We start from the raw sequence: 22,521 nt of genomic DNA, 5'->3' as shown, positions 1-22,521 counted from the left end.
CGACTTATGCCCACTTACCTGACCACTCACCTGGCCCCCGGCCTGTCTGCTGACGAAATCGCGGGCAACGCACCAGATGTCGCCGAGTCGAAGTACGCCACATTTCAAAATCTGTACGTCGACATGTACAGCGGCTTCCTTGTGACGATCTACCAAGCCGACAGCCGGGAAGACCTCGAACGGGAATTCGAGCGAGTGGGTTTCCCGTTCGACGAGATCCGGGAGATCCAGTTCGCCCTCGACGCAGCAGGCCTGCAGGCAATGGTCGAAGGCCTTCCGACTTCATGACACCTGCTCGGCCATCTAACCACCGCTCAAACGAACCCGCGCTCGACCGCCGAATCACCTTGACGCTGCAGGGTGATTGGGGCCAAGCCAACCTGCACCGCATCTGCGGGTGGCTGGCCCAGGAAGTCGGCGACCGCTGCGAGCGGGGTTCAGAATTTTTCATCCGTTCCGGACGTGGCGGCGCCGACGCGATTCACGCCGTCCTGTCCGGCCAAGTCGACGTGGCGCTCATGACCCCGACGGCCGCGATGGGGATGGTCGGCTCCGACGCCGGACCGCTGGCCGTCGAACGCGCCGAGCGGCTGCGAGCGCTGGGCACCTTGCCCCAGCGAGACCGCCTCGTCACCTGCGTGGACGCCGAGCTCGGCGTGTCGTCGATGGAAGAGCTCGCCGCACGCATGCCGCAGTTGCGCATCGCGACCAGCCCCGACGATGGCGTCAACCTGGTCGGTCTGGCAGCGCACCACCAACTGCGTGCGGTCGGGATCGAACCTGCAGCGCTGGACGCCGCCGGCGGTTCGTTCGTGTATGACGAGAGGCCGTTTCCAGCGATCGCCGCGTTTCGCGATGGCGATGCCAATGTGCTTGTCCACGAAGCGATCATGATGCCCGCCTGGCAGCGTGTCACCGACCGCAGATCGGTGGTCTACCTCGACGCGGCCCCGCCGGTCATCCAGGCCTTCGATGCCTGGCGCTGGCCGACGGCGATCGTCCCACAAGGCTACCTGCCGGGCCTCGAGCGCGACCTGACCGCACTGGAGTTCTCCGACTTTCTGCTGCTGTGCACGGATGCACTGCCCGACGACATCGCGGCATTGATCGCCTGGTGCATGGTCGCAACCCGCGACGCGCTCGAGGTGCAATATCGCCACATTCCACCGGAACGCAGCCCGCTGACCTACCCGCTGGAGCCGCAGGCGATCGCCGCCGCGCCGATCGCGCTCCATCCGGCGGCCGCCAACGCGTATGCGGCCTTTACCGAAGATCAACGCCCGAACCGGGCGCTGATCTGGGACTAGACCCACCAATACCGTTGGAGAAAGGAACGTTCGCCCCATGACTGCCGCCGCCGGAGAATTGACCGCCGATTGGTTGACGGTGAGCACCGCCGACGGCCCTATGCGGCTTTACCGCGTGGGGCCCTGTCCCGATGAAGCCGTGGAACCGGCCGCGGCGGTCGTCGTGCTGCAGGAGGCCTTCGGCGTCAACGATCACATCCAGGACGTCACCCGTCGGCTCGCGGCGCAGGGATACGTGGCTGTGGCGCCCGACCTGTTCCACCGTTCGGGAATCGACTCCGTGGAATACGCCGACCGCGACACGGCGATGCGACTGATCGGCGAGCTCGGAGCCGAACCGATCGTCACCGACGTCGGCGCCGTCCTTACGAACTTAGCGGAACACGAAGGGATCCCAGCCGATAGGACGGCGATCGTCGGCTTCTGCTTCGGGGGCCGGGCCGCGTTCACCGCGGCCACGGCGCTCCCGGTGGCAGCGACGGTTGTCTTCTATGGACCGGGCATCGCCGGTGGGCCGCACGCCACTCTAGAGAAGGCGGCCAACATCAAGGGGCCGGTGTTGATGTTCGCCGGTGACGCCGATCCGACGATACCGGCGGAGGACCTGTCGACCATCCAAGCCGCAGCTCAGCGCCACGATTTGGACCTTCGGCTGGTCGTTTTCACCGGGGCGGGGCACGCCTTTCATTGCGACGCGCGACCGGCCCAGTATGTGGCCGACGCGGCCCACAAGGCCTGGGTCAACACCACTGAATTCCTGGCCGAGACCCTCAGAGCGCAGCCGTGAGGAGCTCGGCCCCTGCCGCCGTCGATGCCGACGTGCTGATCATTGGCGCCGGTCCCAGCGGCCTGTTCGCCGCGTACTACGCAGGGCTGCGCGGGCTCAGCGTGGTGTTGCTGGATTCGCTGGAACAGCCCGGCGGACAGCTCATGGCGCTCTACCCGGACAAACCCATCTATGACGTCGCCGGCCTTCCCGAGGTGATGGGGTCCGCGTTGGCAGCGTCGCTGACGACGCAGGCCGAGTTTGCGAAGCCCACCTGGCTCCTGGGTGAACAATCGGTGGAACTCGTTGCGGCGCCGCAGGATTGCGGCGAGTCTGATGCCGCCGCGCGCCAATTCACGGTTGTCACCGACAAGGGGCGTCGGATCAGCGTCGGCGGTATCATCATCGCCGCCGGCATCGGCAGCTTCCAAACCCGCCGGCTGAACTGCGTCGACGACTACCTGGACCGCGGTGTGCAGTACGCCCTGCGCAACGTCGCCTCCTATGTCGATGTCGACGTCGTGATCGTCGGCGGGGGTGACAGCGCGGTCGACTGGGCCAACATGCTGTGCCCTGTCGCCAGGTCCGTGACGTTGATCCATCGCCGACGCACCCTGACCGCACATCCCAGGTCGGTCAACCAACTTCAGGAAAGCGGCGCCAGGGTGATCTTGGACAGCGAGGTAGTTGCCGCCCATGGCGAACACTGGATCGAAGCCATCACCATTCGTACGGGCGACGGTAGGGAAACGATTAAGACCCAAGCGGTGATTGCGGCATTGGGCCACATCGCCAACCTGGGACCAATGCTCAAATGGGGCCTCAGGATCGAAAGCCGCCAGATTGTCGTCGATTCCACCATGGCCACGAACATCCCAGGGGTCTTCGCGGTTGGCGACGTCACCGCCTACCCGGGCAAGGTCCGCATCATGGCCGTGGGATTCGGCGAAGCTGCGACCGCGGTGAACAACCTTGCGGCTCAGCTTGATCCGGGGCAACCGATCTTCCCTGGCCATTCGACCGAGTTGATGGCTCCCGCCACGGCGAGGGAGAGGTGATCCCATGACATATGTGATCGGTCCCACCTGTATCGAAGAGCTCAACGGCTCGTGCGTTGACGCATGCCCGGTGGACTGTATCTATGAAGGTGAACGGCGCCGGTACATCCAACCCGAGGAGTGCATCGAGTGCGGGGCGTGCCTACCTGTCTGCCCGGTTGATGCGATCACGAGCGGCCCGAACTCGGCGCCGGAGTGGATGGAAGACAATGCGCGATTCTTCGATACAGCTCTTCCCGGCCGCTCCGAGCCGCTGGGTTCGCCGGGCGGCTCGTCTTCGGTCGGCAAGATCGGCGTCGACACCGAGCTGACCTCAAACACATCGGCACCAGCTAGCCCCGCCTAAGGAGGAAATTGCATGACAGACATTGATTCTGGAACAAAAGCGTCGGACACAGACGGAAACGAACGGCGACTTGCCGGAGTCCCCTTGATCGGATTCGAAAAGTTGGATCCCGCCGTGAGACAACGGCTTCAACCCAAGTTCGATCGCCTCGGCTATCTCGGCGACTTTTTCCAGGTGACCGCCCACCAACCGGAATCGCTGGCCGCGTTCATCGATTACACCGACGCCACCAAGCGCGCCCTGCCCGACGATCTCGCCGAGCTCGTCGCGCTGACGGTCGCCACCGCGACTGGAAACGAATACGAACGCCACCAACACGAGCGGCTGTCGGTAAAGCTTGGCCTCGGTAAGGAGTGGGTCGCCGCCGTGGAGCTGCTCGATCCTGACCACGCCGATCTCGCGCCGGCGCAACGGGATACGCAACGATGGGTGCTGGCGGTGCTCAAGGACCATGGGCGGGGCAGCCGCACCGAGTTGGACGCGCTCGTACGAGGACTGGGCCCCAAGGACGCCGTAGCGGTCGCATTGATGTGCGGTCGCTACGTTGCACACGCAACCATCGCGAACAGCTTTGGCATTCAGCCACCGGTTCGCTCGATTTTCGCTACCGGCGATAGCTGACGCGAAAGCGGCAATCGATGCTGAGCGGTGGTGAGCAGGATATCCGTCCGCTGGCGCGGTCCGGACATAACCGACGCGACATCACCGCTGTGGCCATAGTGTCCAGCAGCAGCGGCGTCGCCGGCCACGGGCCGGAGTTGCTGTTGCAGTCCGACGGGAATTCGCCGGCCCTGGATGCACGGATGGTGGCGAGGTTCATGGCATGGCTTTACGGTTGAGACGAAGCGGTCTTAGCCATCGTTGTGGACAACTCTTGGGTCACGAGAAGAGCCCGCTGCAGTGGGGCGAGTCTCGCGACAGTGGCATGAACGACTCCCTTGAGCAGTCCGGAGCGATACGTCCCATCACCGTCAAAAACCCGACGCCCTTGGCGACCGCTTCATCGACGCGGCGCCCGGGCCGGAGGCACGGTACGAGCAAGCCGAAGCAATCTCCCTAGCTTTCATCGCCGTCCTTCAGGCGCGGCCGCCCCGCCAGATCGGCGTGCTCATCCTGCTCGACGGGCGGGCGCCCACCTCGTGGCCCGCTTCTGCGCGAGACTGCTCCGCGCGGGTCGCAGGATCGACTTGTGCCGACGCGCGCCAATGGTCAGCCGGCGTTCGGCGTATCTGCGCAGCGGCGCCGGCGTGCGCCACGGGGCCGGCCTCTATGTCCTCGACTTCACCGGCGACCGGATCGGCGCCATGACCGCTTTGAGAGCAGCGTGCTCCCATTGTTTGCGCTGCCGCGTTCACTGCCGGGGCCGTAAGGCGTGACAACTACACGCTGGGACGGCCGGTAGCCAGCACCGCCTCGGCGATCGCGTCGGCCAGCGGCTCGATCTCGCGCGCGCCCAAATCGGCGACGGTGACCCGGATCCCGGGTGGGGTGCGAATCCGGAACCGCGCCCCCGGCGCCGCGGCCCAACCCGCCCCGAGCAGCCGGGTGATCGCTACCGTCTCGTCGGGCACCGGGACCCACACGTTGAGCCCGGAGCGGCCGTGGGCGACGACGCCGCGCTCGGCCAGCGCGGTGCGAAGACGCGTCCGGTTGTCGGCGTACCGCTTCTCGGCCTCGCCGACGAGGCGCGCCGCCGCGTCGTCGGACCACAGGCCGACGGCGAGATCCTGCAACAGGTGGCTCACCCAGCCCGGGCCGAGGCGCAGGCGGCCGTGCACGCGCTCGACGGTGCGGCGATCCCCGGCCAGGACCGCGACGCGCAGGTCCGGACCATAGGCCTTGGACGCCGATCGCACGAACGCCCAGTGGCCGGTCGCTCCGGCCAGCGTGTGCAGGGGCGCCCCGGCGATGCCCGCGCAGTGGTCGTCCTCGATGAGCAGCACCTCGTCGGCGCGCGCGGCCAGCAGTTCGCGCAGCGCGTCCGCGCGGTCCGCGGACAGCGCCGCACCGGTCGGGTTGTGCGCGCGGGTGGTGACGACCACCGCCCGCGCCCCGCGCCCGAGCGCCCGGGCCAGGTCGGCGACCAGCGGGCCGTCGTCGTCGACCCGCACCGGCTCCGCGGAAAGACCAAGGGCGGCAAGCAGATCCAACAGATTGGCCCATCCGGGGTCCTCCACGGCCACCCGGTCACCCGGGCGCAGGTGGGCGGTGAGCGCGCGCTCGATGCCGTCCAGCGCGCCGCTCGTCACCGCCAGGTGATCGGCCGGGACGCCGTCCGCGGCGAACGCCACGCGGGCGTGATCGACCAACGCGGGCGACATCGCCGGCTCGCCGTAGACCAGGGGCCTGGGTTGCGGGACCCGCGCGGAGGCGATCGGCAGCAGCGCCGGGTCGGGGTTCCCGCTCGACAGGTCGCGCACGCCGGCGGGCACGTCGAGCCCCAGCAGCGAACGTGGCGTCGTCGCGGGGCGGTGCCGCACCCGAGTGCCGCGGCGCCCCGCGGTCTCGATGGCACCGCGATCTCGCAGCAGGCGGTAGGCCGCGGCCACGGTGTTGGCGTTCACGCCGAGCCGGCCCGCCAGGTCGCGGATCGGCGGCAGCGCGTCCCCGGGCGCCAGCGCGCCGTGGGAGATGGCCTCCTCGACGTTGGCGGCTATGGATTCCGCGCCCGTCCCCGTATATTGTACTGGCACGAGAGTAATTATGTACTAGTACGAAATCAAAGGCAATCCATTGAAGACCGCATACCGCCCGACGGCCCGAACCACGCCCACCCGCTACCGCGAACGCGCGTGCTACGACCGGCCCACCGTCCACGCGATCCTCGACGAGGCCTTGATCTGTCACCTCGGCTACCAGGGCGCCGGTGGGCCGGTGGTGTTGCCGACGACGCACGCCCGCCTCGGCGAGACCCTCTACCTGCACGGTTCCACCGGCGGCGGCCCGCTGCTGGCCGCCAAGGCGGCACCAGATGGCCTGCCGGTCTGCGTCACCGTCACGCTCGTCGACGGGCTGGTGCTGGCCCGCTCGGCCATGCACCATTCGGTGAACTTCCGCTCGGTGGTCGTGCTGGGCGCCGCTCGGGTGGTCGATGATCCCGCGGAGAAGCTGCGCGCGCTGCGCTGCCTGCTCGACCACATCCGGCCCGGCCGCGCGGATGACTGCCGTAATCCCAACGCGCGCGAACTCGCCGCGACCGGGGTGCTCGCGCTGGACCTGGCCGAGGTCTCGGCCAAGGTGCGCGCCGGCGGCCCGGTCGACGATCCGGAGGACAGTGTGTTGCCGCACTGGGCCGGCGTGGTGCCGCTGAGCCTGACGGCCGGAGCGCCGGTGCCGGCCGACGACCTGGAACCCGGCACGCCGACGCCGTCGTACCTCGCCGCATCCCGCGAGGGCGCGTGTCCGTACGGCGACACGCCGTAAACCGTGTACAAATGCGCACCCTCGCGGCGCGAAAGCAAAGCGGCTACAGGAGGTAGCGGTAGGCCGGCGAACCGGGTTCGAGGGCCTCGACGTGGATTTCCGTTGCCCGCATCCGCGCCATCAGCCCGTCCAGGCCGGCGGCCGAGCCCAGCTCGATCCCGACCAGCGCCTCACCGGTCTCCCGGTTGTTGCGCTTCACGTACTCGAACAGGGTGATGTCGTCGTTGGGCCCGAGCACCTCGTCGAGGAACCGGCGTAGGGCGCCCGGCTCCTGCGGGAAGTCCACCAAAAAGTAGTGCTTGAGGCCGAGATGCACCAGCGAGCGCTCCAGCACCTCGCCGTAGCGCGACACGTCGTTGTTGCCGCCCGAGATGAGGCACACCACCGTGGATCCCGGCTCGACGTTGGCCTCCAGCAGCCCCGCGACCGCCAGCGCGCCCGCCGGTTCGGCGATGATGCCCTCGTTCTGATACAGGTCCAGCATCGCGGTGCACACCGCCCCCTCGTCGACCGTGGTGATCGACACCATGTCGCCGGCGGCGGCCAGCGCCGCGTAGGTCAGCGTCCCCGCCCGCTTCACCGCAGCGCCGTCGACGAACTGGTCGACGTGGTCGAGCGTCACCGGCTCACCGGCGGCCAGCGCCGCCATCATGGCCGCGGCACCGGCGGGCTCGACGCCGAGCACCGCGGTGTTCGTCGTCCGTTCGGCCAGGTAGGTGGTGATGCCGGAGATGCAACCCCCGCCGCCCACCGGGACGACAACCAAGTCCGGCTCCGCCTCGAGTTGGTCGAGCAGCTCCAGCGCGATCGTGCCCTGCCCGGCCATGGTGCGCGGGTCGTCGTAGGGCGGCACCAGCGTGGCGCCGGTGCGTTGGACGTCGTCGAGCGCCGCCTCCGCGGCGAGGTCGTAGGTCGACCCGCCCACGATCAGCTCGATGAAGTCCCCGCCGTGGTAGCGGATCCGGTCGCGCTTTTGTTTGGGCGTCTTGGCCGGCACATAGACGCGGCCGTGCACGCCGAGCGCGCGGCAGGCGTAGGCGAATCCCTGCGCGTGGTTGCCCGCCGACGAGCACACCACGCCCGCGGCCAACTCCTCCTCGGAGAGCTGCACCAGCAGGTTGTACGCGCCGCGCAGCTTGTAGGAGCGCACCACCTGCAGGTCTTCGCGCTTGAGGAAGACCTGCGCGCCGGTGATCGCCGACAGCCGATCGCTCAGCTGCAGCGGGGTGGGCGTCACCACGGGGGCGATCCGCTGGGCCGCCGCTTCAATGTCGGCCGCGCACAGCGGCGAATCACGCGGGGTCTGGCTCAGTTCAGCGGACACCGATCAATGGTCCCATGCCGCGCTCAGCCGACTGGGCTCAGCACGAACACCGGGATCTGCCGGTCGGTCTTCTTCTGGTACTCGGCGTAGTCCGGCCACGCCTGCACGGCACGCTCCCACCAGGTGGCCTTCTCGTCGCCGAACACCTCGCGGGCGTCGTAATCGCGGGTGACGGTGCCGTCCTGCAGCTCGACGCGCGGGTTCTTCTTGATGTTGTAGTACCAGACGGGGTGCTTCGGGGCCCCGCCGAGCGACGCGACGACGGCGTATTCGCCGTTGTGCTCGACGCGCATCAGCGGGGTCTTGCGGATCTTGCCGGTCTTGGCCCCGACGGTCGTCAGCAGGATGACGGGCTTGCCCTTGAGCTCGGTGCCTTCGGTCCCGCCGGATTCGGCGTATTTGTCGGCTTGCTCGCGGGACCAATCGAGCGGGCTGGGTGCGTATTCACCTGAAAGTGGCATGCCGCCAACTCTAGGCTCAGCGCCTGACCGGCTACCGCGACCCGGCCAGCTCCGCGATCGCGTTGACGCGCCGCACGGCGGTGGCGATCTCGTCGGCGAATTCGCGTCGCCGCTGGGCGATCCGGGGATCCTCGAAGCCGTCCACCAGCTCGCGGTGCCGGGCCAACCGCAGCGCGGTCTTGAACAGCTCCATCGACCTCGATTCGGCGCTGGCCATCCTGCGCTGCAGCTCCCACTGCTTGCCCACCTCGAGGCATTCGGTGAGAAACGTGTCCTCGTCGAACGATTCGTCGTCGTAGGCGGCCAGCCGGTCGGCGACGATGTGGTAGGCGTCCAGGAACGGGCGCAGCACCAGGTGCGCCAGCAGCAGGTCCGCCTTCTCCAGCAACCCCCGCACGTCCGCGGCGCGGGCGGCCTTGCTGGTGTCCTCCACCCGCCCGATCAGGCGGACCTCGTCGGCGAGCTCCTTCTCGAACTGCGCGCGCGCGGAGAACAGGAACTCGAACTTCAGCAGCTCGCGCAGGGCCAGCGCCTCGTCGCGCACGGTCGTCGGTAACACCAGGCCGTCCACGGAATTCTCGGCGGCTTCGACGCCCGCGAGCAGCGCCGTCTCGGCGATGGCGCGGTCGACCAGGATGTGGATGGCGGTGTTGCGGTAGAACGCCGCGACCAGATGCTGGTCGGCGCCGATGCCCCAGACGGGTTCGGTGCCGGCGTCGTAGACGCTCACCACGCCCGAGGCGACGAGCTGGTGCAGCGTCCAGCGGATCGTCGAGCGGTTCGTCAGGTCGGCGGCGCCGGCCACCGTCCAGTTCCGCGCGGCAATGTAGCTGGCGAGCGGACGCACGGTGGCCAGGACCTCGCTGATGGACAACGACCGGTCCGCGCCCAGCAGCGCGAGGCTGACCACCGCGGTGGGCGTGACCGGGGTCGCGCGGTTGATCCGGTGCTCGACGTCCAGTGCGATGCGCTCGATTTCGGTCCCGGTCCCGGATTCCTCTGCGCGCAACTCCTCCAGCCGCTTGCGCAGCGGCAGCGGTTCGCCGAAGTCCAGGTAGGCCCGACCGAGCCGCTCGCCCTGCTGGCGCGCCAGCCGGACCAGGAACCGGAAGTCCTCCGGCCGCTTCGCCGCGCCGTAGGCTTCGGCGGTCATGGCCTCCACCTCGTGCAGCTGGTCGTAGACGATCGAGGTCGGCACCAAATAGACCTCGGGGCCGTCGATTTCGTCGACCGCGTCGCTGATGTAGCGCAGGATGCCGTACACGGGTGGGCGCAGCTTGCCGGTCCGGGTGCGGCCCCCTTCGATCGACCAGGTGAGGTTGGCGTGGTTTTGCACCAACTGGGCGGCGTAGGCGCGCAACACGAACCGGTACACCGGAATGTCCTTGGTTTGACGGCGGATGAAGATCGTCCCCGTCCGCTTGGCCCAGGCCCCCATCGGGAAGAAGTTCAGGTTCGCGCCGCCGAAGGTGAGCGCGGGCGAGAGCCGGTTGGCCTGGATCGATTCCGGCAGCAGCAGCCCGTCCAGGTAGGAGCGATGCGAAAAGGCAAACGCCAGAGTCGCTTTGCGGTCCAGCTTGCGCAGCTGGGCGATCTGATCCTCGTCGACCAGGATGTCGTAGGCCCGCATCAGCCAGCAACTGAAGCTGCGCCAGGCCCTGACCGCCCGCTCGTCGAGCGACGGCGCCATCTCGCGCAGGTAGCCCGCCGCCTCGGCGCGCACGTCGTCGCGGTCGCGCCCGAGCTCTTCCGCCAGCTTGGCCAGCCGCTCGTTATACCACGGGGCCGCCAGCAGCTCGACCACCTCGTCAGGATCGGTCGGCAACGGCGTCGTCGACTCGTCGACAATCCCGGTGCGCTGCAGCAGCTTTCGCACCCCCGCGCGCCCGATTTCGCGCGCCGACACCACCGGTCCCCCGCTCACGCCGGCTGCACCGTCGCGGCTTCGGCAGGCTCGTGGACGTCGGGATGAAGGTCGGGGGAATACAGTTCCTCGATCTCGGCCGCGTACTTCGCCATGATCGGCTTGCGCTTGAGCTTCATAGTGAGCGTGATCTCGTCCCCGCCCGGCTCCCACACGGTGGGCAATACCCGGAAGCGCTTGATCTGTTCCACCCGAGACAGTTTGGCGTTGCCCTCGGCCACACCCGCGGCGATCTGCGCGATGACGTCCGGATGGTTCGCCAACGCGGACGGAGACGCATCCGCCAGCCCATGCTGGGCCGCGTAAGGGCCAACCGAGTCGGCGTCGAAGACCATAAGGGCGGCGTTGTACGGGCGGCCGTCGCCGATCGTGATCATCACGCCGACCATCGGGCAGGCGGCCAGGACGGTGTTCTCAATGTTGGCCGGCGACATGTTCTTTCCGGCCGCGTTGATGATCAGCTCCTTCTTGCGATCCACCACCCGCAGGTAGCCCTCGGCGTCGGCCTCGAAGATGTCGCCGGTATGCAGCCAGCCGTCCTCGTCGATCGCCTCGGCGGTCTTGGCGGGTTCCTTGCGGTAGCCCTTCATCACCAGCGGGCCGCGGACCAGCAACTCGCCGTCGTCGGCGATCTTGCCCTCCAGACCGGGCAGCAACTTGCCGACGGTGCCGAGGCGGGCGTCGCGCGGATTGCTCACGGTCGCCACGCAACTCAGCTCCGACATGCCCCAGACCTCGGCGATCGGGATGCCGATGCTGAGGAAGAAGGCGAGCGTCTCGATGGGAATCGGCGCCGCACCGGAGACCGCCCAGCGCAGTTCGCCGAAGCCGAGCCGTTCCCGCAACTTCGACAACACCAGTTCGTCGGCCTTGGCCCACTCGGCGGCCAGCGCCTCCGACATCTCCTCGCCGGCCACCAGGGCCGCGGCCCGCCGGGCGGCCACCGACATCGCCCACTGCAGCGCCTGCCGCTTGACCTCGTCCGTCTCGTGGCTCACGGCGAATTCGATTGCGGCCTTCAGCTTTTCCCACACCCGGGGCACCGCGCCCCACACGTTGGGCCGTACGTCGGGCAGCGCGGCGGCGATGGCGCGCGCGTCCGAGACGGTGGTCACCTGGGAGCCGAACACCTCCAGGCTGTAGAGACCCTGCACCCGGTCGGCGATGTGCGCCGTCGGGAGGAACGACGTGACCCGGTCACCGAACTTGGCCGGCAGCACGGAGTCGAGGGCGACCGCCTCGAACAGCAGATTGGCGTGGGTCATCTCCACGCCCTTGGGGTTTCCGGTGGTCCCGGACGTGTAGATGAGCGTGACCACGTCGTCGGGTTTGACCGCCCGCCAGGTGGATTCGAAGTCGAAGTCGTCGGGTGCGGCGGCATAGAGGTCGTCGACCGAGATGGTGGCCGGCGGCGAGCCGTCGATGCAGACGATGTGCTCGATGGCCGCGCCGCTGGCGCGAATGCGGTCGACGTACTGCTCCTCGCAGATCGCGACCTTGGTGCCGGCGTTCTCGAACAGGTAGGTCAGCTGCTCGGCGGGCAGCGTGTTGTAAACCGAAAACGAAACGGCACCAACGTGTTGGGCGCCGATCTCCAACGGGTAGAACTCGATCCGGTTGGCCATCATCAGCGACACCGTGTCGCCCCGCCCCACCCCGAGGCCCGCCAGGCCGGCGGCGACCTTGCGCACCTGCTCCGCGAGCTCGCGCCACATCAGCGTCTGGGTGCCGCCGGGAGTCCGCAGCGCGACGGCGTCCGGCTCGATCGACGCCGTGCGCTGGAACGCTTCGCACAACGTTGCCGGACGTTCGGTTGTCGTCATTTCCGTTCTCCTTGCCGCAGGATCAGCACAGCCCTTCGTGAGCGTACGTCCGTGGGTTGTGGCGCGGAACACATCACCCGGCATCGGGGCGCCACAGCTGCACCGTGGTCGAGGCGCCGCCCGGCAATTCGAGCAGTTCGATGGGTGTGCCATCGGGATCGTAGATGAAGAACATCCGCACGCCACCAATGTCGACGGGCGCCTCGGCCCGCACGCCGGGGTGGTGGCGCCGGACGGTGTCGTAGGTGGCGTCGAGATCGTCGACCCGGAAGGACATGTTGGTGTAGCCGAGGTGTGGGCCGCTCGGGGTCTCCGGCACCGCGCCCAACGACAGCAGCTCGACCATCGCGGCGCCGATCAGGCCGCCGACCATGCGGCCCTGCCGCGCCGCGCCGCCGGTCACCGAGTCCAGTCCGGCCCCTGCCAACTCGACGTCGAACACGACATCCATGCCGAGCACCGCGGTGTAGAACGCCACGGAGGCCTCGATGTCGGACACGCCGATGCAGATGTGGGAGAAGTTCTGCACGGCGATCGGCTGCGGCTGGGTCATTGCTGCTCCTCGAGTCCTAGATCGCGTACGGGACCGCCGGCGCGGTGTGAATCCCACAGGTGCAGGCGTCGATCGACGGGCACGTGCAGCGCATCCCCCATTCGATGACGGCCCGCGCCCGGGCCAGCGACTCCAGCTGCGCGTCGATCTCGGCCAGCTTTGCCTCGGCCAGGGCCCGGCTGGCGGGACGGCCGGGCGCGTCGTCGGCGAACAGCAGCTGGATCTCCTCCAGCGCGAAGCCGGCCGACTTGCACAGGCGGATCACCTCGAGGCGGGCAAGCACCGAATCGTCGTAGCGGCGCTGGCCGCCCAGCCGCGCCGGCGCGGACACCAACCCGATCTGCTCGTAGTAGCGCAGCGTGGTGGCCGCCACCCCCGCCCGGCGCGCCACCTCCCCGATCGTCAGGGTTGGGGCCATGACGCCTCCCGAAAACTCGAGCTTGACTTAGAGCTAACTCTAAGTCGTTGACTGGAAGCATGCACACTCCCACGCTCGACGAGCTGACCCGCGCCCGCTACGCCCGGCTCCGGTCCTTCCGCCGCAACGGCACCCCGGTCGACACCCCGATCTGGTTCGCCCTCGACGGCGACGCGCTGGTGTTCCGAACCAAGGTGGGCCCGAAGACCAGGCGGCTGGCGGCGCGTCGCGATGTCGAACTGGTCGCCTGCGACTACCGGGGGCGGGTGCGCCCGGGCGCCACGACGCTGGCCGGCCGAGCGACGATCCTGTCCGGCGCCGACGCCGAACGGGCCAACCGCCTGCTGCACCGGCGCTATGGCTGGCAGTGGAAAATCGTCCCGCTGATCAAAGTTCCGGGCGTGACCAACGTCCACGGGGATCTGTGCGTCCGCGAAAAGCTGCGGCGCGCCCGCGACCGTCGCGTCTGGGCCGACAGCGCCATCGTGCGGGTGGAGCTCCCATGACCGCCACCAAGGCCGGACTGCCCGACCCCGTCCACTCCCCCACCGTCCTCGAATGCTGCGGCGCGGCAACCGGACTCATTCGCGGTCTGGTGTGGCCCCGGCGGCTGGACGCGCGGCTCATCCGCAGCATCGCCGACGCGGGACTGCCCGATCCCCGCGGCACCGTCACGGTGACCGCGCTGCCGCAGGTGCCCCGCTCGGTGCCGACGGCCGCCATCGTCGAGGGCACGTTCCGCCCTGCGCGCGTGGAGAACTCGCTGACGTCGTTCATCGTCACGCACCCGGAGGCCACGTTCATCGTCGACCCCGCCGTGTGCACCGACGTCGATCAGCGGGCGATCGCCCAACTGCCCGCGGTGCTGCGTGGCGTGGTCCGGCCCCCCGCGAACACCCTCCCCACCGTCGCGGCGTTGGCGCGGCTGCCGGAATCGCCGCGGTTGGATTTTGCCCTGCCCACCCACGCGCATTGGGATCACGTGTCGGGGCTGCTGGACCTGCCCGAGCTGCCAGTGCTCTTGCACCGCAAGGAAAACGAGTGGATCGGCGCCGGCCCGGTGGCGCCCGTGGGCGGTGTCCGTGATTCCCTGCGCGATCGGCCCCTCACCGAATACGACCTGGACGGTCCGGCGGTGCTGACCTTCACGGCGAGCCACGACCTCTTCGGCGACGGCTCCGTGATGCTGGTGGACCTGGCCGGGCACACCCCGGGCAGCGTCGGGGTGCTCGCCCACACCGCCCGCGGTTGGATCCTGATCGCCGGCGACGCCGCCTGGCACCGACTGCAGATCGAGAAGGTGCGCCAAAAGTCCAGCTACCCTGGGGCTTTGGTCGACGTGGACCGCGATCAGACCTTCCGGACGCTGCACCGGCTGCACTTGGCGCGGCACGCGGTGACGATCATCCCGACCCACGACCACCAGGCGGCGCAGCAGCTGCCGGCCTAGCACCTCGCGCGGGCGCGTCTTTGCAACTACGCGTTTCGCTCCAGTAGGACCTGCGCCGCCGCGATGTGTCCTTCGAAGCCAAACGATGTTGACATCGCGTGATAGCGCTCGGCGAAGTCGTGATGTGCGGCGTCTTCACCGCGAGCCCGCGCCAGCAATGCCCGCAACCGCAGCAGCGCAACGTCGAACAATACAAATCCGGGTTCGGTCGGCAGGGCGGCCAGCCGCTCGACCGCTCCGGCAGCCTCATCCAGATCCTCTGGCCGGCCGCGTTGCAGCAGGGTTTCCACGAAAGCGGCAGTGGCGCCCGCGTGGAACGTCGGCGGGTCGGTTGCGGAGTGCGCCTCCACAACCGCCCGCAGCTGCGCGATCGCGTTGTCGAGGTCACCAGCACGTGCTTGCTCCTTGGCGCGCTCGACCTTGAGCTGCTGCAGAGCCGCCTGGTTGAGCCGGTCCTGTGAGCCGGTCACCTGGGATTGGGCAAGCAGGTCGAAACCCTGGGCGCGGTGCGCGCCCTCGAGTTGCACCAGGATGAGGCCGCGCAGAAACCTGGCCCACGCCAACGCGAATTGGTCTCCACGCTCCTCGGCAGCGCGAAGGGCTTGTTCCGATACGCTCAGCATCGCCGCGTCGGGAACCAGGAGCCCGTTTACTACCCCGATGCCGTAGATGTGCAGGAGCATTATCGAACGCGTACCGGGTTCGATCTCGTCACTCAGAGCGACCGCATGGTCGACATCCTGCCGCCAATGCGGGGCGCCCCAGCACATCCGGGCGGCCGCGCGCATCATTGTGGCGATTCCCAAGGACGACCCGACGATAGTGTCCGCGTTTTGCGGATCCGCGCGGGCCTCGTCGATGATCCTGTCGGCCAAGCGCACCACCTCGGCGAGGTCGCCGGCCCCGAACTTCGCGGTGAGGGCGCCTGGCCGCAGGGTGACGGAGAGAACCGGGTCGCCCAGCGAATCAAGAAGATTCACAAATTCCGTCACCATTGCCGCGGCTTGGCGGTAGTGGCCGTAGGTGTTGAGTGCCATGATCTGTCCGGCCATACCCATGGCGAGCGAGGCTTTGTCATCGGCGGCGGTCGCCAGCTCATGCAGGTCGTCGAAGATGGTGTCGTCCACACGGCCGCCGAACCGCCAAGCGCTGAGGCAAAGCAGTGCGCGCGGCGCGATTTGCATTGCGGCGCGTCCCGGCTGGTCGCCTGGCAGCCGGTCGGCAACGTGACACGCGCGTTGCCAGCTCATGCGCGCGGCACGGATGTCGCGGCGCGTCAACCACGTCCCGGCCCGCATGTGCCACCCGAACGCTGCCGCCAGGTCACCGGCCGCCTCCAGATGTTCAGCGATCAGCGCCGCGTTCTCGTCCGCCGATCCGGGGTCGCGCTCCGCAAGCGCCGCCGCCAGCCGCGTATGCAGCGCTGCGCGACCAGCCTTGAGCTGTGATCGATAGGCCACCGTCTGGATCAGCGGCTGGCGGAATGCGTACTCCGCGATCGGCGTGAAACTCACCTGCTCGACCAGCTGGGCGTGCACCAGGTGGTCCAGCGTCGAGCAATCCGCCAGCGCAGCCAGCAGGTCGGCGCGGAAGCGGACACCGATCACCGCCGCCGCGTTCAATGTCGCTTTAGTCGCGCCGTCGAGCCGGTCGATGCGCGCGGCAATGGCTGCCTGAAGCGTGGCCGGGACGGCGACATCGGTTGATCCACTTGCGTTCAGGTACGCGCCGGGGGCCCCTTGGAGCACATTTCGATCGGTCAAGTCGCGCACGATTTCCTCGACGAAAAACGGGTTACCGGCCGCGCGCTCGGCGATCCGCTCGACCAGCCCGGCAACCGACGGGTCGGTACCCAGCAGCTGGGCGACCAGCGCTTTGGTGTCCGAAAAACTAAGCGGCGCAAGGGAAATCTTCTGTGCGCCAGCCAGCTGACTCAGCGCGCCGGTGTACTCGGGACGATAGGTGATCAGCACCAATGAATGGGTCCGAGGGACGACGCTGATGAAGTCGGCCAACAGTGATTCGCTGGACGGATCGATCCAGTGAGCGTCTTCGATGACATAGACGGTGGGAGCCGTGCTGGCGAGGGCCGCATCGCAGACCAGCGCCGTCAGACGCCGCCGCCGGGCGTCGGGGGCGATATCGGGCAGTTCGTCGTCGGGGTCGCGGATTCCCAGGGTGTCCTCGAGAAGCACCTGATCGGCGTGATCGGCGGCGGGCACTCTCTCGCGCAGCAGCGCCCTGGCCTGGTGGTCACTCATGTCTTCCACCCCGAACGCCGCCCGCATCAGCCGCTCCACCACCAAGAAGGGGACTTCGCCGGTGTGGGATTCGCAGTACGTCGAGAAAACCCGAATCAAACGCGGTATCGCTACGGCCACAATCTCGTCGACAACGCGGCTCTTGCCGATCCCGACGGGACCGACCACGCCCACCACACAGCCACGGCCCGCCACCGACCGATCAAGCAACGCCGTCAACGTGGCGAGCTCCCAACTGCGCCCAACCAGCTTCGACACCCGCCGGCTGTAATGAAAGCGCCCCGTCCGCATGGACAGCAACGGCCACGCGACCACCGGGTCCTCCACGCCCTTGAGGAGAACATTTTCGGGGGTGCCAAGCGCGGCGACGTCGTCGACGAGGCGCGCGGTCGACTCGCTGAGCATGACTCCGCAGGGCGGCGCCACCGATTCCATCCGCTGCGCCATGCCGACCTGAAGACCGACGGCGGTGTAGTTCCATGGGTTCGAGCCGACGTCGCCGGCAATAACCTCGCCCGAGTTCAGCCCCACCCGCAATTGAAGGTGGATGCCGTCTCTGCTCTGCACCTGCCCGGCCAGCTCTTGCACCGCGTCCTGAATGTCCAGCGCTGCCAGGCAGGAGCACAATGCGTGGTCCTCCAGTGCGATCGGCGCCCCGAAAACGGCCATGATGCCGTCGCCGGTGAATTTGTCCACCGTTCCGGCGTAACGGTCAACTATCGCAGCGCAGCGGTCGAACAGGTCCGCCATGATCTCGCGCAAGCGCTCGGCGCCGACGGCCTCCGCGATGTCCATCGAACCCACGACGTCGGCGAATAACACCGTCACCTGCTTGTACTCCGCGGATTGCTGCGGGGTTATCGGCGAACCGCAGCTGTCGCAGAAACGGGCCCCCTCGCGAAGTTCGATTTCGCACGTCGCACACGTGGATGCTGCCGCCGCCATTCGGGCCCCTAGTTCTCGAGTACACCAGTACACCCACCCGATTCGCTAACAATAGGGCTTCGCGGCACGAATGGCCCTAGTCGAAATGGTCCACCGCGGCGACCCGCTAAACGCCCAGGCAGCCCGGACCCAGCAGCTCCTTGAGGTCGCCCATCAGGGCCGGCGACGGCGTCACCCGCAAAGAGGCGTCCAGCTCGAGCGTGGTGATCCGGTCCCCGCTGATCAGCCGCAGGTGCACCTGCGACGTCCCGGGGTGACGGGCCAGCACCTGCTTGAGCGCGCTGACCTTGTCGAGGGTGCACTGGCGCGTCGGCATGCTGACCGCCAACGGCCGGTCCGGCTGGGCGTTGGAAAAGTCCGGCACCACAAGCTCGTTGGCGATCAGCGCGATCCGGTCGTCGCGGATCGCGACCTTGGCGTTGATCAACACCACCGCGTCGTCGACGATCTCGGCGCCGAACGTGGAGTACGCGTGCGGAAAGAACATCACCTCGATGCCACCGGTGAGGTCCTCCAATTGCGCCGAGGCCCAGGGCATTCCGTTCTTGTTGACCCGCCGGTTCACCGAAGCCAGGATGCCGCCCACCCGCACCTGGGTGTCGTTGGGGACGTCGCCGTCGAGGATCGCCGGGATCGCGGTGTCGACCTGCGCGGCCAGCAGGTGCGCGACCCGGTTGAGCGGATGCCCGGACACGTACAGCCCCAGCATCTCCCGCTCGAGGGCGAGCTTGTGCTTGTCCTCCCACTCGTCGTCGGGGACCTTGATGGTGAACACCGAGTCGGTGGTGCCGGCCTCGCCGCCGCCGAACAGGTCGAACTGGCCCATCGCCTCGGCCTTCTTGGTGCCCAGCACGGAGTCGACGGCGTCGGTGTGGACCAGGAACAGGCCCTTGCGGGCGTGGCCGAGCGAATCGAACGCGCCGGCCTTGATCAGCGACTCGGTGACCTTCTTGTTGCACGCCGAGACGTCGATCTTGTTGAGGTAGTCCGAGAAGTCGGTGAACTTGCCCTTCTCGCCGCGGGTGCTGATCAGCGAGCTCACCACGTTGGCGCCGACGTTGCGCACCGCGCCCAGCCCGTAGCGGATGTCGGCGCCCACCGACGCGAAGTTCAGCCCGGACTCGTTGACGTCCGGCGGCAGCACCGTGATGCCCAGCTTGCGGCAGTCGGCGAGGTAGACGGCCGCCTTGTCCTTGTCGTCGCCGACCGACGTCAGCAGCCCGGCCATGTACTCGGCGGGATAGTTGGCCTTGAGGTAGGCCGTCCAGTAGGAGACCATGCCGTAGCCCGCGGCGTGCGACTTGTTGAACGCATAGTCGGCGAACGGAAGGATGGTGTCCCACAACGCCTTGATGGCGCCCGCGGAGAAGCCGTTGGCCTTCATGCCGTCGGAGAAACCCTCGAACTCCTTCTCCAGGACCTCGCGCTTCTTCTTGCCCATCGCCTTGCGCAGGATGTCCGCTCGGGCGAGCGAGTAGCTGGCCACCTTCTGCGCGATGCGCATGATCTGCTCCTGATACACGATCAGGCCGTAGGTCTCGGCGAGGATCTCGCGCAGCGGTTCCTCGAGCTCGGGATGGATGGGTTTGATCGCCTGGCGCCCGTTCTTGCGGTCGGCGTAGTCGTTGTGGGCGTTCATGCCCATCGGGCCCGGCCGGTACAGCGCGATGACGGCGACGACGTCTTCGAAGCCGGTCGGTTGCATGCGGCGCAGCAGGTCGCGCATGGGCCCGCCGTCGAGCTGGAACACCCCGAGCGTGTCGCCGCGGCCCAGCAGCTCGTAGGTGGCCTTGTCGTCGAGCGGCACCGACTCCAGGTCGAGGTCAATTCCCTTGTTGGCCTTGATGTTCTCGATCGCGTCGCCGATGATCGTCAGGTTGCGCAGCCCGAGGAAGTCCATCTTCAGCAGGCCGATGGCCTCGCAGGACGGGTAGTCCCAGCCGGTGATGATGGCGCCGTCCTGCGGCCGCTTCCACAGCGGGATCGCCTCCGTCAGCGGCTCGCTGCTCATGATCACCGCGCAGGCGTGCACGCCCGCGTTGCGGATCAGGCCCTCCAGGCCGCGCGCGGTCTGGTAGATGGTGCGGACGTCGGGGTCGGTTTCGATCAGCCCGCGGACCTCGGCGGCCTCCTTGTAGCGCTCGTGGTTCGGGTCGGTGATGCCCGACAGCGGGATGTCCTTGGCCATGATCGCCGGCGGCAGCGCCTTGGTGATCCGGTCGGCGATGGCGAAGCCCGGCTGGCCGTAGTGGATCCGCGCCGAATCCTTCAGCGCCGCTTTGGTTTTGATGGTGCCGAAGGTGATGACCTGGGCCACCCGGTCCGAGCCCCATTTGTCGGCGGCGTAGCGCACCATCTCGCCGCGGCGACGGTCGTCGAAGTCGATGTCGATGTCGGGCATCGACGTGCGCTCGGGGTTGAGGAACCGCTCGAACAGCAGCCCGTGCGGGATCGGGTCGATGTCGGTGATGCCCAGCGCGTAGGCCACCAGGGATCCGGCGGCCGAACCGCGGCCGGGCCCGACCCGGATGCCCACCGACCGCGCGTAGTTGATCAGGTCGGCGACGATCAGGAAGTAGGACGGGAAGCCCTTGTCGCAGATGACTCCGATCTCGTAGGCCGCCCGCTGCTCATAGCCCTCGGGCGGGCCCGCGGGAAACCGCCGGGCCAGCCCGGCGTCCACCTCGTGGCGCAGCCAGGACGCCTGGTCGTGCCCGTCGGGCACCGGGAAGACCGGCATCCGGTCGCGCGGCGCCCACACCTCGGCGTAGGACTGCACGCGCTCGGCGATCAACAGCGTCGAGTCGCAGGCGCCGGGCACCTCGTCGTCCCAGATCTGGCGCATCTCGGCGGCCGACTTGAGGTAGTAGCCGTCTCCGTCGAACTTGAACCGGTTGGGATCCGACAGCGTCTTGCCGGTCTGCACGCACAGCAGCGCCTCGTGGTTGTGCGCGGCGTCGCGGGTGACGTAGTGGCAGTCGTTGGTGGCCAGCGGGCGAATGTTGAGCGCGCGGCCGATCTCGAGCAGGCCCTCGCGGACCCTTCGCTCGATGGTCAGCCCGTGGTCCATCAGCTCGAGGAAGTAGTTGTCCGGCCCGACGATCTCGCGCCACTTGGCGGCCGACTCCAGCGCCTCGCGGTCGTGTCCCAGGCGTAGCCGCGTCTGCACCTCCCCGGACGGGCAGCCGGTGGTGATGATGATGCCCTCGGCGTGTTCGGCGATGAGCTCGGCGTCCATGCGCGACCATTTGCTCAACTGACCCTCGAAGGAGGCCAGCGAGGACAGCTTGAACAGGTTGCGCAGGCCGGCGGCGTTCTCGGCCAGCATGGTCAGGTGCGTGTAGGAGCCGCTGCCGGAGACGTCGTCGGCCTTCTGGCTGGGATCGCCCCAGGTGACGCGGCGGGTGTCGAAGCGTGAACCGGGCGCAATGTACGCCTCGACGCCGATGATGGGCTTGATCCCGGCCCTGGTCGCCTCGTTGTAGAACTCGCTGGCGCCAAACATGTTGCCGTGGTCGGTCATCCCGACCGCGGGCATCTGCAGGCGCTCGACCTCGGCGAGCATCGGCGCGATCTTCGCGGCACCGTCCAGCATCGAGTACTCGGTGTGGTTATGCAGGTGCACGAAGGACCCGGAAAATGAACCGCTCATAGGGACGCCAGTGTATGACCGACCACCGACGCATCCCCGGCGTGTCGCGTCGTGTGTCTCTCAACTCCGCCGTTCGGGCGGGGCGGATTTAAGGTGGCGCTATGACCCAGATTGCAGACCCGTACGTGGTGTCGTCACCGTGGTCGCCGCGAGAGGCCGAACTGCTGGCCGTGACGTTGCGGCTGCTGGCCGAGCACGGTTACGACGGGTTGACGGTGGACGCCGTGGCCAGCGAGGCCCGGGCCAGCAAGGCCACGGTGTACCGGCGCTGGCCCTCGAAGGCCGAATTGGTGTTGGCCGCCTTCATCGAGGGCATCTGCCAGATCGCGGTGCCGCCGGAAACCGGCTCGTTGCGCGGCGATTTGCTGCATATCGGGGACAAGATCTGTCAGCAGGGCCCCCAGCTCGCCAGCACCATCCGCGCGGTGCTCGTGGAGGCGTCGCGCCATCCCGCCCTGGGCGACGCCCTGCAGCACCAGTTCCTCGCTCAGCGCAAGGCGCTGCTGCAGCACGTGCTGCGCCAGGCGATCGAACGCGGCGAGATACCCGAGAACGCGGTCGCCGACGAGCTCTGGGACCTGCTGCCCGGGTACCTCATATTCCGCTCGATCATCCCCGGCCAGGCGCCCGACCGTCGCACGGTGCGAGCCCTGGTCGACGGGTTCATCCTGCCGGGTCTCACCCGATCCGGGGCATATCAGGAAAATTGATACAAAGTGTACGGTCACGTCTCTTGTGCAGTACTGGTCAGTACCGTAGGGTCATATCCGATGGCCACGCTCGCAGGAGCCGCGTGACCGTCGCGCCCGC

At 68.0% G+C, this 22,521-nt stretch carries 20 protein-coding genes; 11 read left to right on the top strand and 9 right to left on the bottom strand.

Features of this window, described 5'->3' with window-relative positions; translation table 11 throughout:
- Positions 1 to 6: 6 nt before the first annotated feature.
- The 7 genes from AC5Y4S_RS08185 to AC5Y4S_RS08155 all read left to right on the top strand — a co-directional run bounded on the left by AC5Y4S_RS08185 (position 7) and on the right by AC5Y4S_RS08155 (position 4,316).
- Positions 7 to 288 carry a hypothetical protein gene (locus AC5Y4S_RS08185; protein ID WP_500031868.1) on the top strand — a complete coding sequence of 94 codons (282 nt, stop codon included), beginning with the start codon at positions 7 to 9 and terminating at the stop codon, positions 286 to 288.
- A gap of 230 nt (positions 289 to 518) precedes the next feature.
- A complete protein-coding gene (locus AC5Y4S_RS08180; protein WP_500031865.1) occupies positions 519 to 1,307 on the top strand; it encodes a TAXI family TRAP transporter solute-binding subunit in 789 nt (262 codons plus the stop codon).
- Between the two features lie 37 nt (positions 1,308 to 1,344).
- Complete coding sequence (locus tag AC5Y4S_RS08175; RefSeq protein WP_500031863.1) at positions 1,345 to 2,094, top strand: dienelactone hydrolase family protein; 750 nt, start codon at positions 1,345 to 1,347, stop codon at positions 2,092 to 2,094.
- Positions 2,095 to 2,126: 32 nt separating this feature from the next.
- Positions 2,127 to 3,131, top strand: coding sequence for an NAD(P)/FAD-dependent oxidoreductase (locus AC5Y4S_RS08170; protein WP_500031861.1), 1,005 nt, complete (start codon positions 2,127 to 2,129; stop codon positions 3,129 to 3,131).
- Between the two features lie 4 nt (positions 3,132 to 3,135).
- Positions 3,136 to 3,477 (top strand): ferredoxin family protein, encoded by a 342-nt coding sequence (locus AC5Y4S_RS08165; protein ID WP_500031860.1) that lies wholly within the window; start codon positions 3,136 to 3,138, stop codon positions 3,475 to 3,477.
- 12 nt (positions 3,478 to 3,489) lie between these two features.
- The gene (locus AC5Y4S_RS08160) at positions 3,490 to 4,098 is read left to right on the top strand and encodes a carboxymuconolactone decarboxylase family protein (RefSeq protein ID WP_500031855.1); all 609 of its coding nucleotides are present in this window, start codon (positions 3,490 to 3,492) and stop codon (positions 4,096 to 4,098) included.
- 17 nt (positions 4,099 to 4,115) lie between these two features.
- Positions 4,116 to 4,316, top strand: a complete 201-nt coding sequence (locus AC5Y4S_RS08155) for a hypothetical protein (RefSeq protein ID WP_500031853.1) — start codon at positions 4,116 to 4,118, stop codon at positions 4,314 to 4,316.
- Between the two features lie 540 nt (positions 4,317 to 4,856).
- Here AC5Y4S_RS08155 and AC5Y4S_RS08150 read toward each other — a convergent pair.
- Positions 4,857 to 6,170, bottom strand: a complete 1,314-nt coding sequence (locus AC5Y4S_RS08150; protein WP_500031851.1) for an aminotransferase class I/II-fold pyridoxal phosphate-dependent enzyme — start codon at positions 6,168 to 6,170, stop codon at positions 4,857 to 4,859.
- A 40-nt stretch (positions 6,171 to 6,210) separates the two neighbouring features.
- Between AC5Y4S_RS08150 and AC5Y4S_RS08145 the strand changes: the two genes are divergently transcribed.
- Positions 6,211 to 6,900 carry a pyridoxamine 5'-phosphate oxidase family protein gene (locus AC5Y4S_RS08145; protein ID WP_500031849.1) on the top strand — a complete coding sequence of 230 codons (690 nt, stop codon included), beginning with the start codon at positions 6,211 to 6,213 and terminating at the stop codon, positions 6,898 to 6,900.
- Between the two features lie 43 nt (positions 6,901 to 6,943).
- Here AC5Y4S_RS08145 and ilvA read toward each other — a convergent pair whose 3' ends face one another.
- The 6 genes from ilvA to AC5Y4S_RS08115 all read right to left on the bottom strand — a co-directional run bounded on the left by ilvA (position 6,944) and on the right by AC5Y4S_RS08115 (position 13,403).
- Positions 6,944 to 8,224, bottom strand: a complete 1,281-nt coding sequence (gene ilvA, locus AC5Y4S_RS08140) for a threonine ammonia-lyase (RefSeq protein ID WP_500031846.1) — start codon at positions 8,222 to 8,224, stop codon at positions 6,944 to 6,946.
- A gap of 23 nt (positions 8,225 to 8,247) precedes the next feature.
- Positions 8,248 to 8,685 carry a nitroreductase family deazaflavin-dependent oxidoreductase gene (locus AC5Y4S_RS08135; protein WP_068184422.1) on the bottom strand — a complete coding sequence of 146 codons (438 nt, stop codon included), beginning with the start codon at positions 8,683 to 8,685 and terminating at the stop codon, positions 8,248 to 8,250.
- A gap of 31 nt (positions 8,686 to 8,716) precedes the next feature.
- A complete protein-coding gene (locus tag AC5Y4S_RS08130) occupies positions 8,717 to 10,591 on the bottom strand; it encodes a lysophospholipid acyltransferase (RefSeq protein ID WP_500032201.1) in 1,875 nt (624 codons plus the stop codon).
- Positions 10,592 to 10,605: 14 nt separating this feature from the next.
- Positions 10,606 to 12,432 carry a fatty acid--CoA ligase FadD11 gene (gene fadD11 / locus AC5Y4S_RS08125; protein ID WP_500031844.1) on the bottom strand — a complete coding sequence of 609 codons (1,827 nt, stop codon included), beginning with the start codon at positions 12,430 to 12,432 and terminating at the stop codon, positions 10,606 to 10,608.
- A 73-nt stretch (positions 12,433 to 12,505) separates the two neighbouring features.
- A complete protein-coding gene (locus AC5Y4S_RS08120; protein WP_500031842.1) occupies positions 12,506 to 12,985 on the bottom strand; it encodes a VOC family protein in 480 nt (159 codons plus the stop codon).
- A 16-nt stretch (positions 12,986 to 13,001) separates the two neighbouring features.
- The gene (locus AC5Y4S_RS08115; RefSeq protein ID WP_085186673.1) at positions 13,002 to 13,403 is read right to left on the bottom strand and encodes a MerR family transcriptional regulator; all 402 of its coding nucleotides are present in this window, start codon (positions 13,401 to 13,403) and stop codon (positions 13,002 to 13,004) included.
- 59 nt (positions 13,404 to 13,462) lie between these two features.
- Here AC5Y4S_RS08115 and AC5Y4S_RS08110 point away from each other — a divergent pair, with 59 nt between their 5' ends.
- A complete protein-coding gene (locus AC5Y4S_RS08110) occupies positions 13,463 to 13,909 on the top strand; it encodes a PPOX class F420-dependent oxidoreductase (RefSeq protein WP_500031837.1) in 447 nt (148 codons plus the stop codon).
- Positions 13,906 to 14,853: an MBL fold metallo-hydrolase gene (locus AC5Y4S_RS08105; RefSeq protein WP_500031831.1), complete on the top strand. Its 948-nt coding sequence runs from the start codon at positions 13,906 to 13,908 to the stop codon at positions 14,851 to 14,853. The genes AC5Y4S_RS08110 and AC5Y4S_RS08105 overlap by 4 nt, the downstream gene beginning before the upstream one ends.
- A gap of 26 nt (positions 14,854 to 14,879) precedes the next feature.
- Here the strand turns inward: AC5Y4S_RS08105 and AC5Y4S_RS08100 are convergent, their stop codons facing one another.
- Together AC5Y4S_RS08100 and dnaE are read right to left on the bottom strand one after the other, a co-directional pair.
- Positions 14,880 to 18,059 carry an ATP-binding protein gene (locus tag AC5Y4S_RS08100; protein ID WP_500031829.1) on the bottom strand — a complete coding sequence of 1,060 codons (3,180 nt, stop codon included), beginning with the start codon at positions 18,057 to 18,059 and terminating at the stop codon, positions 14,880 to 14,882.
- A gap of 106 nt (positions 18,060 to 18,165) precedes the next feature.
- Entirely contained in the window at positions 18,166 to 21,711 is a 3,546-nt protein-coding gene (gene dnaE / locus AC5Y4S_RS08095) for a DNA polymerase III subunit alpha (protein ID WP_500031828.1), read from the bottom strand.
- 101 nt (positions 21,712 to 21,812) lie between these two features.
- On the opposite strand from dnaE, the gene AC5Y4S_RS08090 reads away from it, so the two are divergent.
- Positions 21,813 to 22,421 carry a TetR/AcrR family transcriptional regulator gene (locus AC5Y4S_RS08090; protein ID WP_500031826.1) on the top strand — a complete coding sequence of 203 codons (609 nt, stop codon included), beginning with the start codon at positions 21,813 to 21,815 and terminating at the stop codon, positions 22,419 to 22,421.
- Positions 22,422 to 22,521 lie beyond the last annotated feature (100 nt).

The organism is Mycobacterium sp. NGS64, assembly GCF_059812245.1.
Note: the sequence above shows the minus strand (reverse complement) of the source record. Positions and strands in the feature narration are given on the sequence as shown.

What these genes read in the sequence shown, in the direction of transcription:
- AC5Y4S_RS08185 (WP_500031868.1), top strand. Translation starts at nt 7, where the DNA reads ATGCCCACTTACCTGACCACTCACCTGGCCCCCGGCCTGTCTGCTGAC.
- AC5Y4S_RS08180 (WP_500031865.1), top strand. Translation starts at nt 519, where the DNA reads ATGACCCCGACGGCCGCGATGGGGATGGTCGGCTCCGACGCCGGACCG.
- AC5Y4S_RS08175 (WP_500031863.1), top strand. Translation starts at nt 1,345, where the DNA reads ATGACTGCCGCCGCCGGAGAATTGACCGCCGATTGGTTGACGGTGAGC.
- AC5Y4S_RS08165 (WP_500031860.1), top strand. Translation starts at nt 3,136, where the DNA reads ATGACATATGTGATCGGTCCCACCTGTATCGAAGAGCTCAACGGCTCG.
- AC5Y4S_RS08160 (WP_500031855.1), top strand. Translation starts at nt 3,490, where the DNA reads ATGACAGACATTGATTCTGGAACAAAAGCGTCGGACACAGACGGAAAC.
- AC5Y4S_RS08155 (WP_500031853.1), top strand. Translation starts at nt 4,116, where the DNA reads ATGCTGAGCGGTGGTGAGCAGGATATCCGTCCGCTGGCGCGGTCCGGA.
- AC5Y4S_RS08135 (WP_068184422.1), bottom strand. Translation starts at nt 8,685, where the DNA reads ATGCCACTTTCAGGTGAATACGCACCCAGCCCGCTCGATTGGTCCCGC.
- fadD11 (WP_500031844.1), bottom strand. Translation starts at nt 12,432, where the DNA reads ATGACGACAACCGAACGTCCGGCAACGTTGTGCGAAGCGTTCCAGCGC.
- AC5Y4S_RS08120 (WP_500031842.1), bottom strand. Translation starts at nt 12,985, where the DNA reads ATGACCCAGCCGCAGCCGATCGCCGTGCAGAACTTCTCCCACATCTGC.
- AC5Y4S_RS08115 (WP_085186673.1), bottom strand. Translation starts at nt 13,403, where the DNA reads ATGGCCCCAACCCTGACGATCGGGGAGGTGGCGCGCCGGGCGGGGGTG.
- AC5Y4S_RS08110 (WP_500031837.1), top strand. Translation starts at nt 13,463, where the DNA reads ATGCACACTCCCACGCTCGACGAGCTGACCCGCGCCCGCTACGCCCGG.
- AC5Y4S_RS08105 (WP_500031831.1), top strand. Translation starts at nt 13,906, where the DNA reads ATGACCGCCACCAAGGCCGGACTGCCCGACCCCGTCCACTCCCCCACC.
- AC5Y4S_RS08100 (WP_500031829.1), bottom strand. Translation starts at nt 18,059, where the DNA reads ATGGCGGCGGCAGCATCCACGTGTGCGACGTGCGAAATCGAACTTCGC.
- dnaE (WP_500031828.1), bottom strand. Translation starts at nt 21,711, where the DNA reads ATGAGCGGTTCATTTTCCGGGTCCTTCGTGCACCTGCATAACCACACC.
- AC5Y4S_RS08090 (WP_500031826.1), top strand. Translation starts at nt 21,813, where the DNA reads ATGACCCAGATTGCAGACCCGTACGTGGTGTCGTCACCGTGGTCGCCG.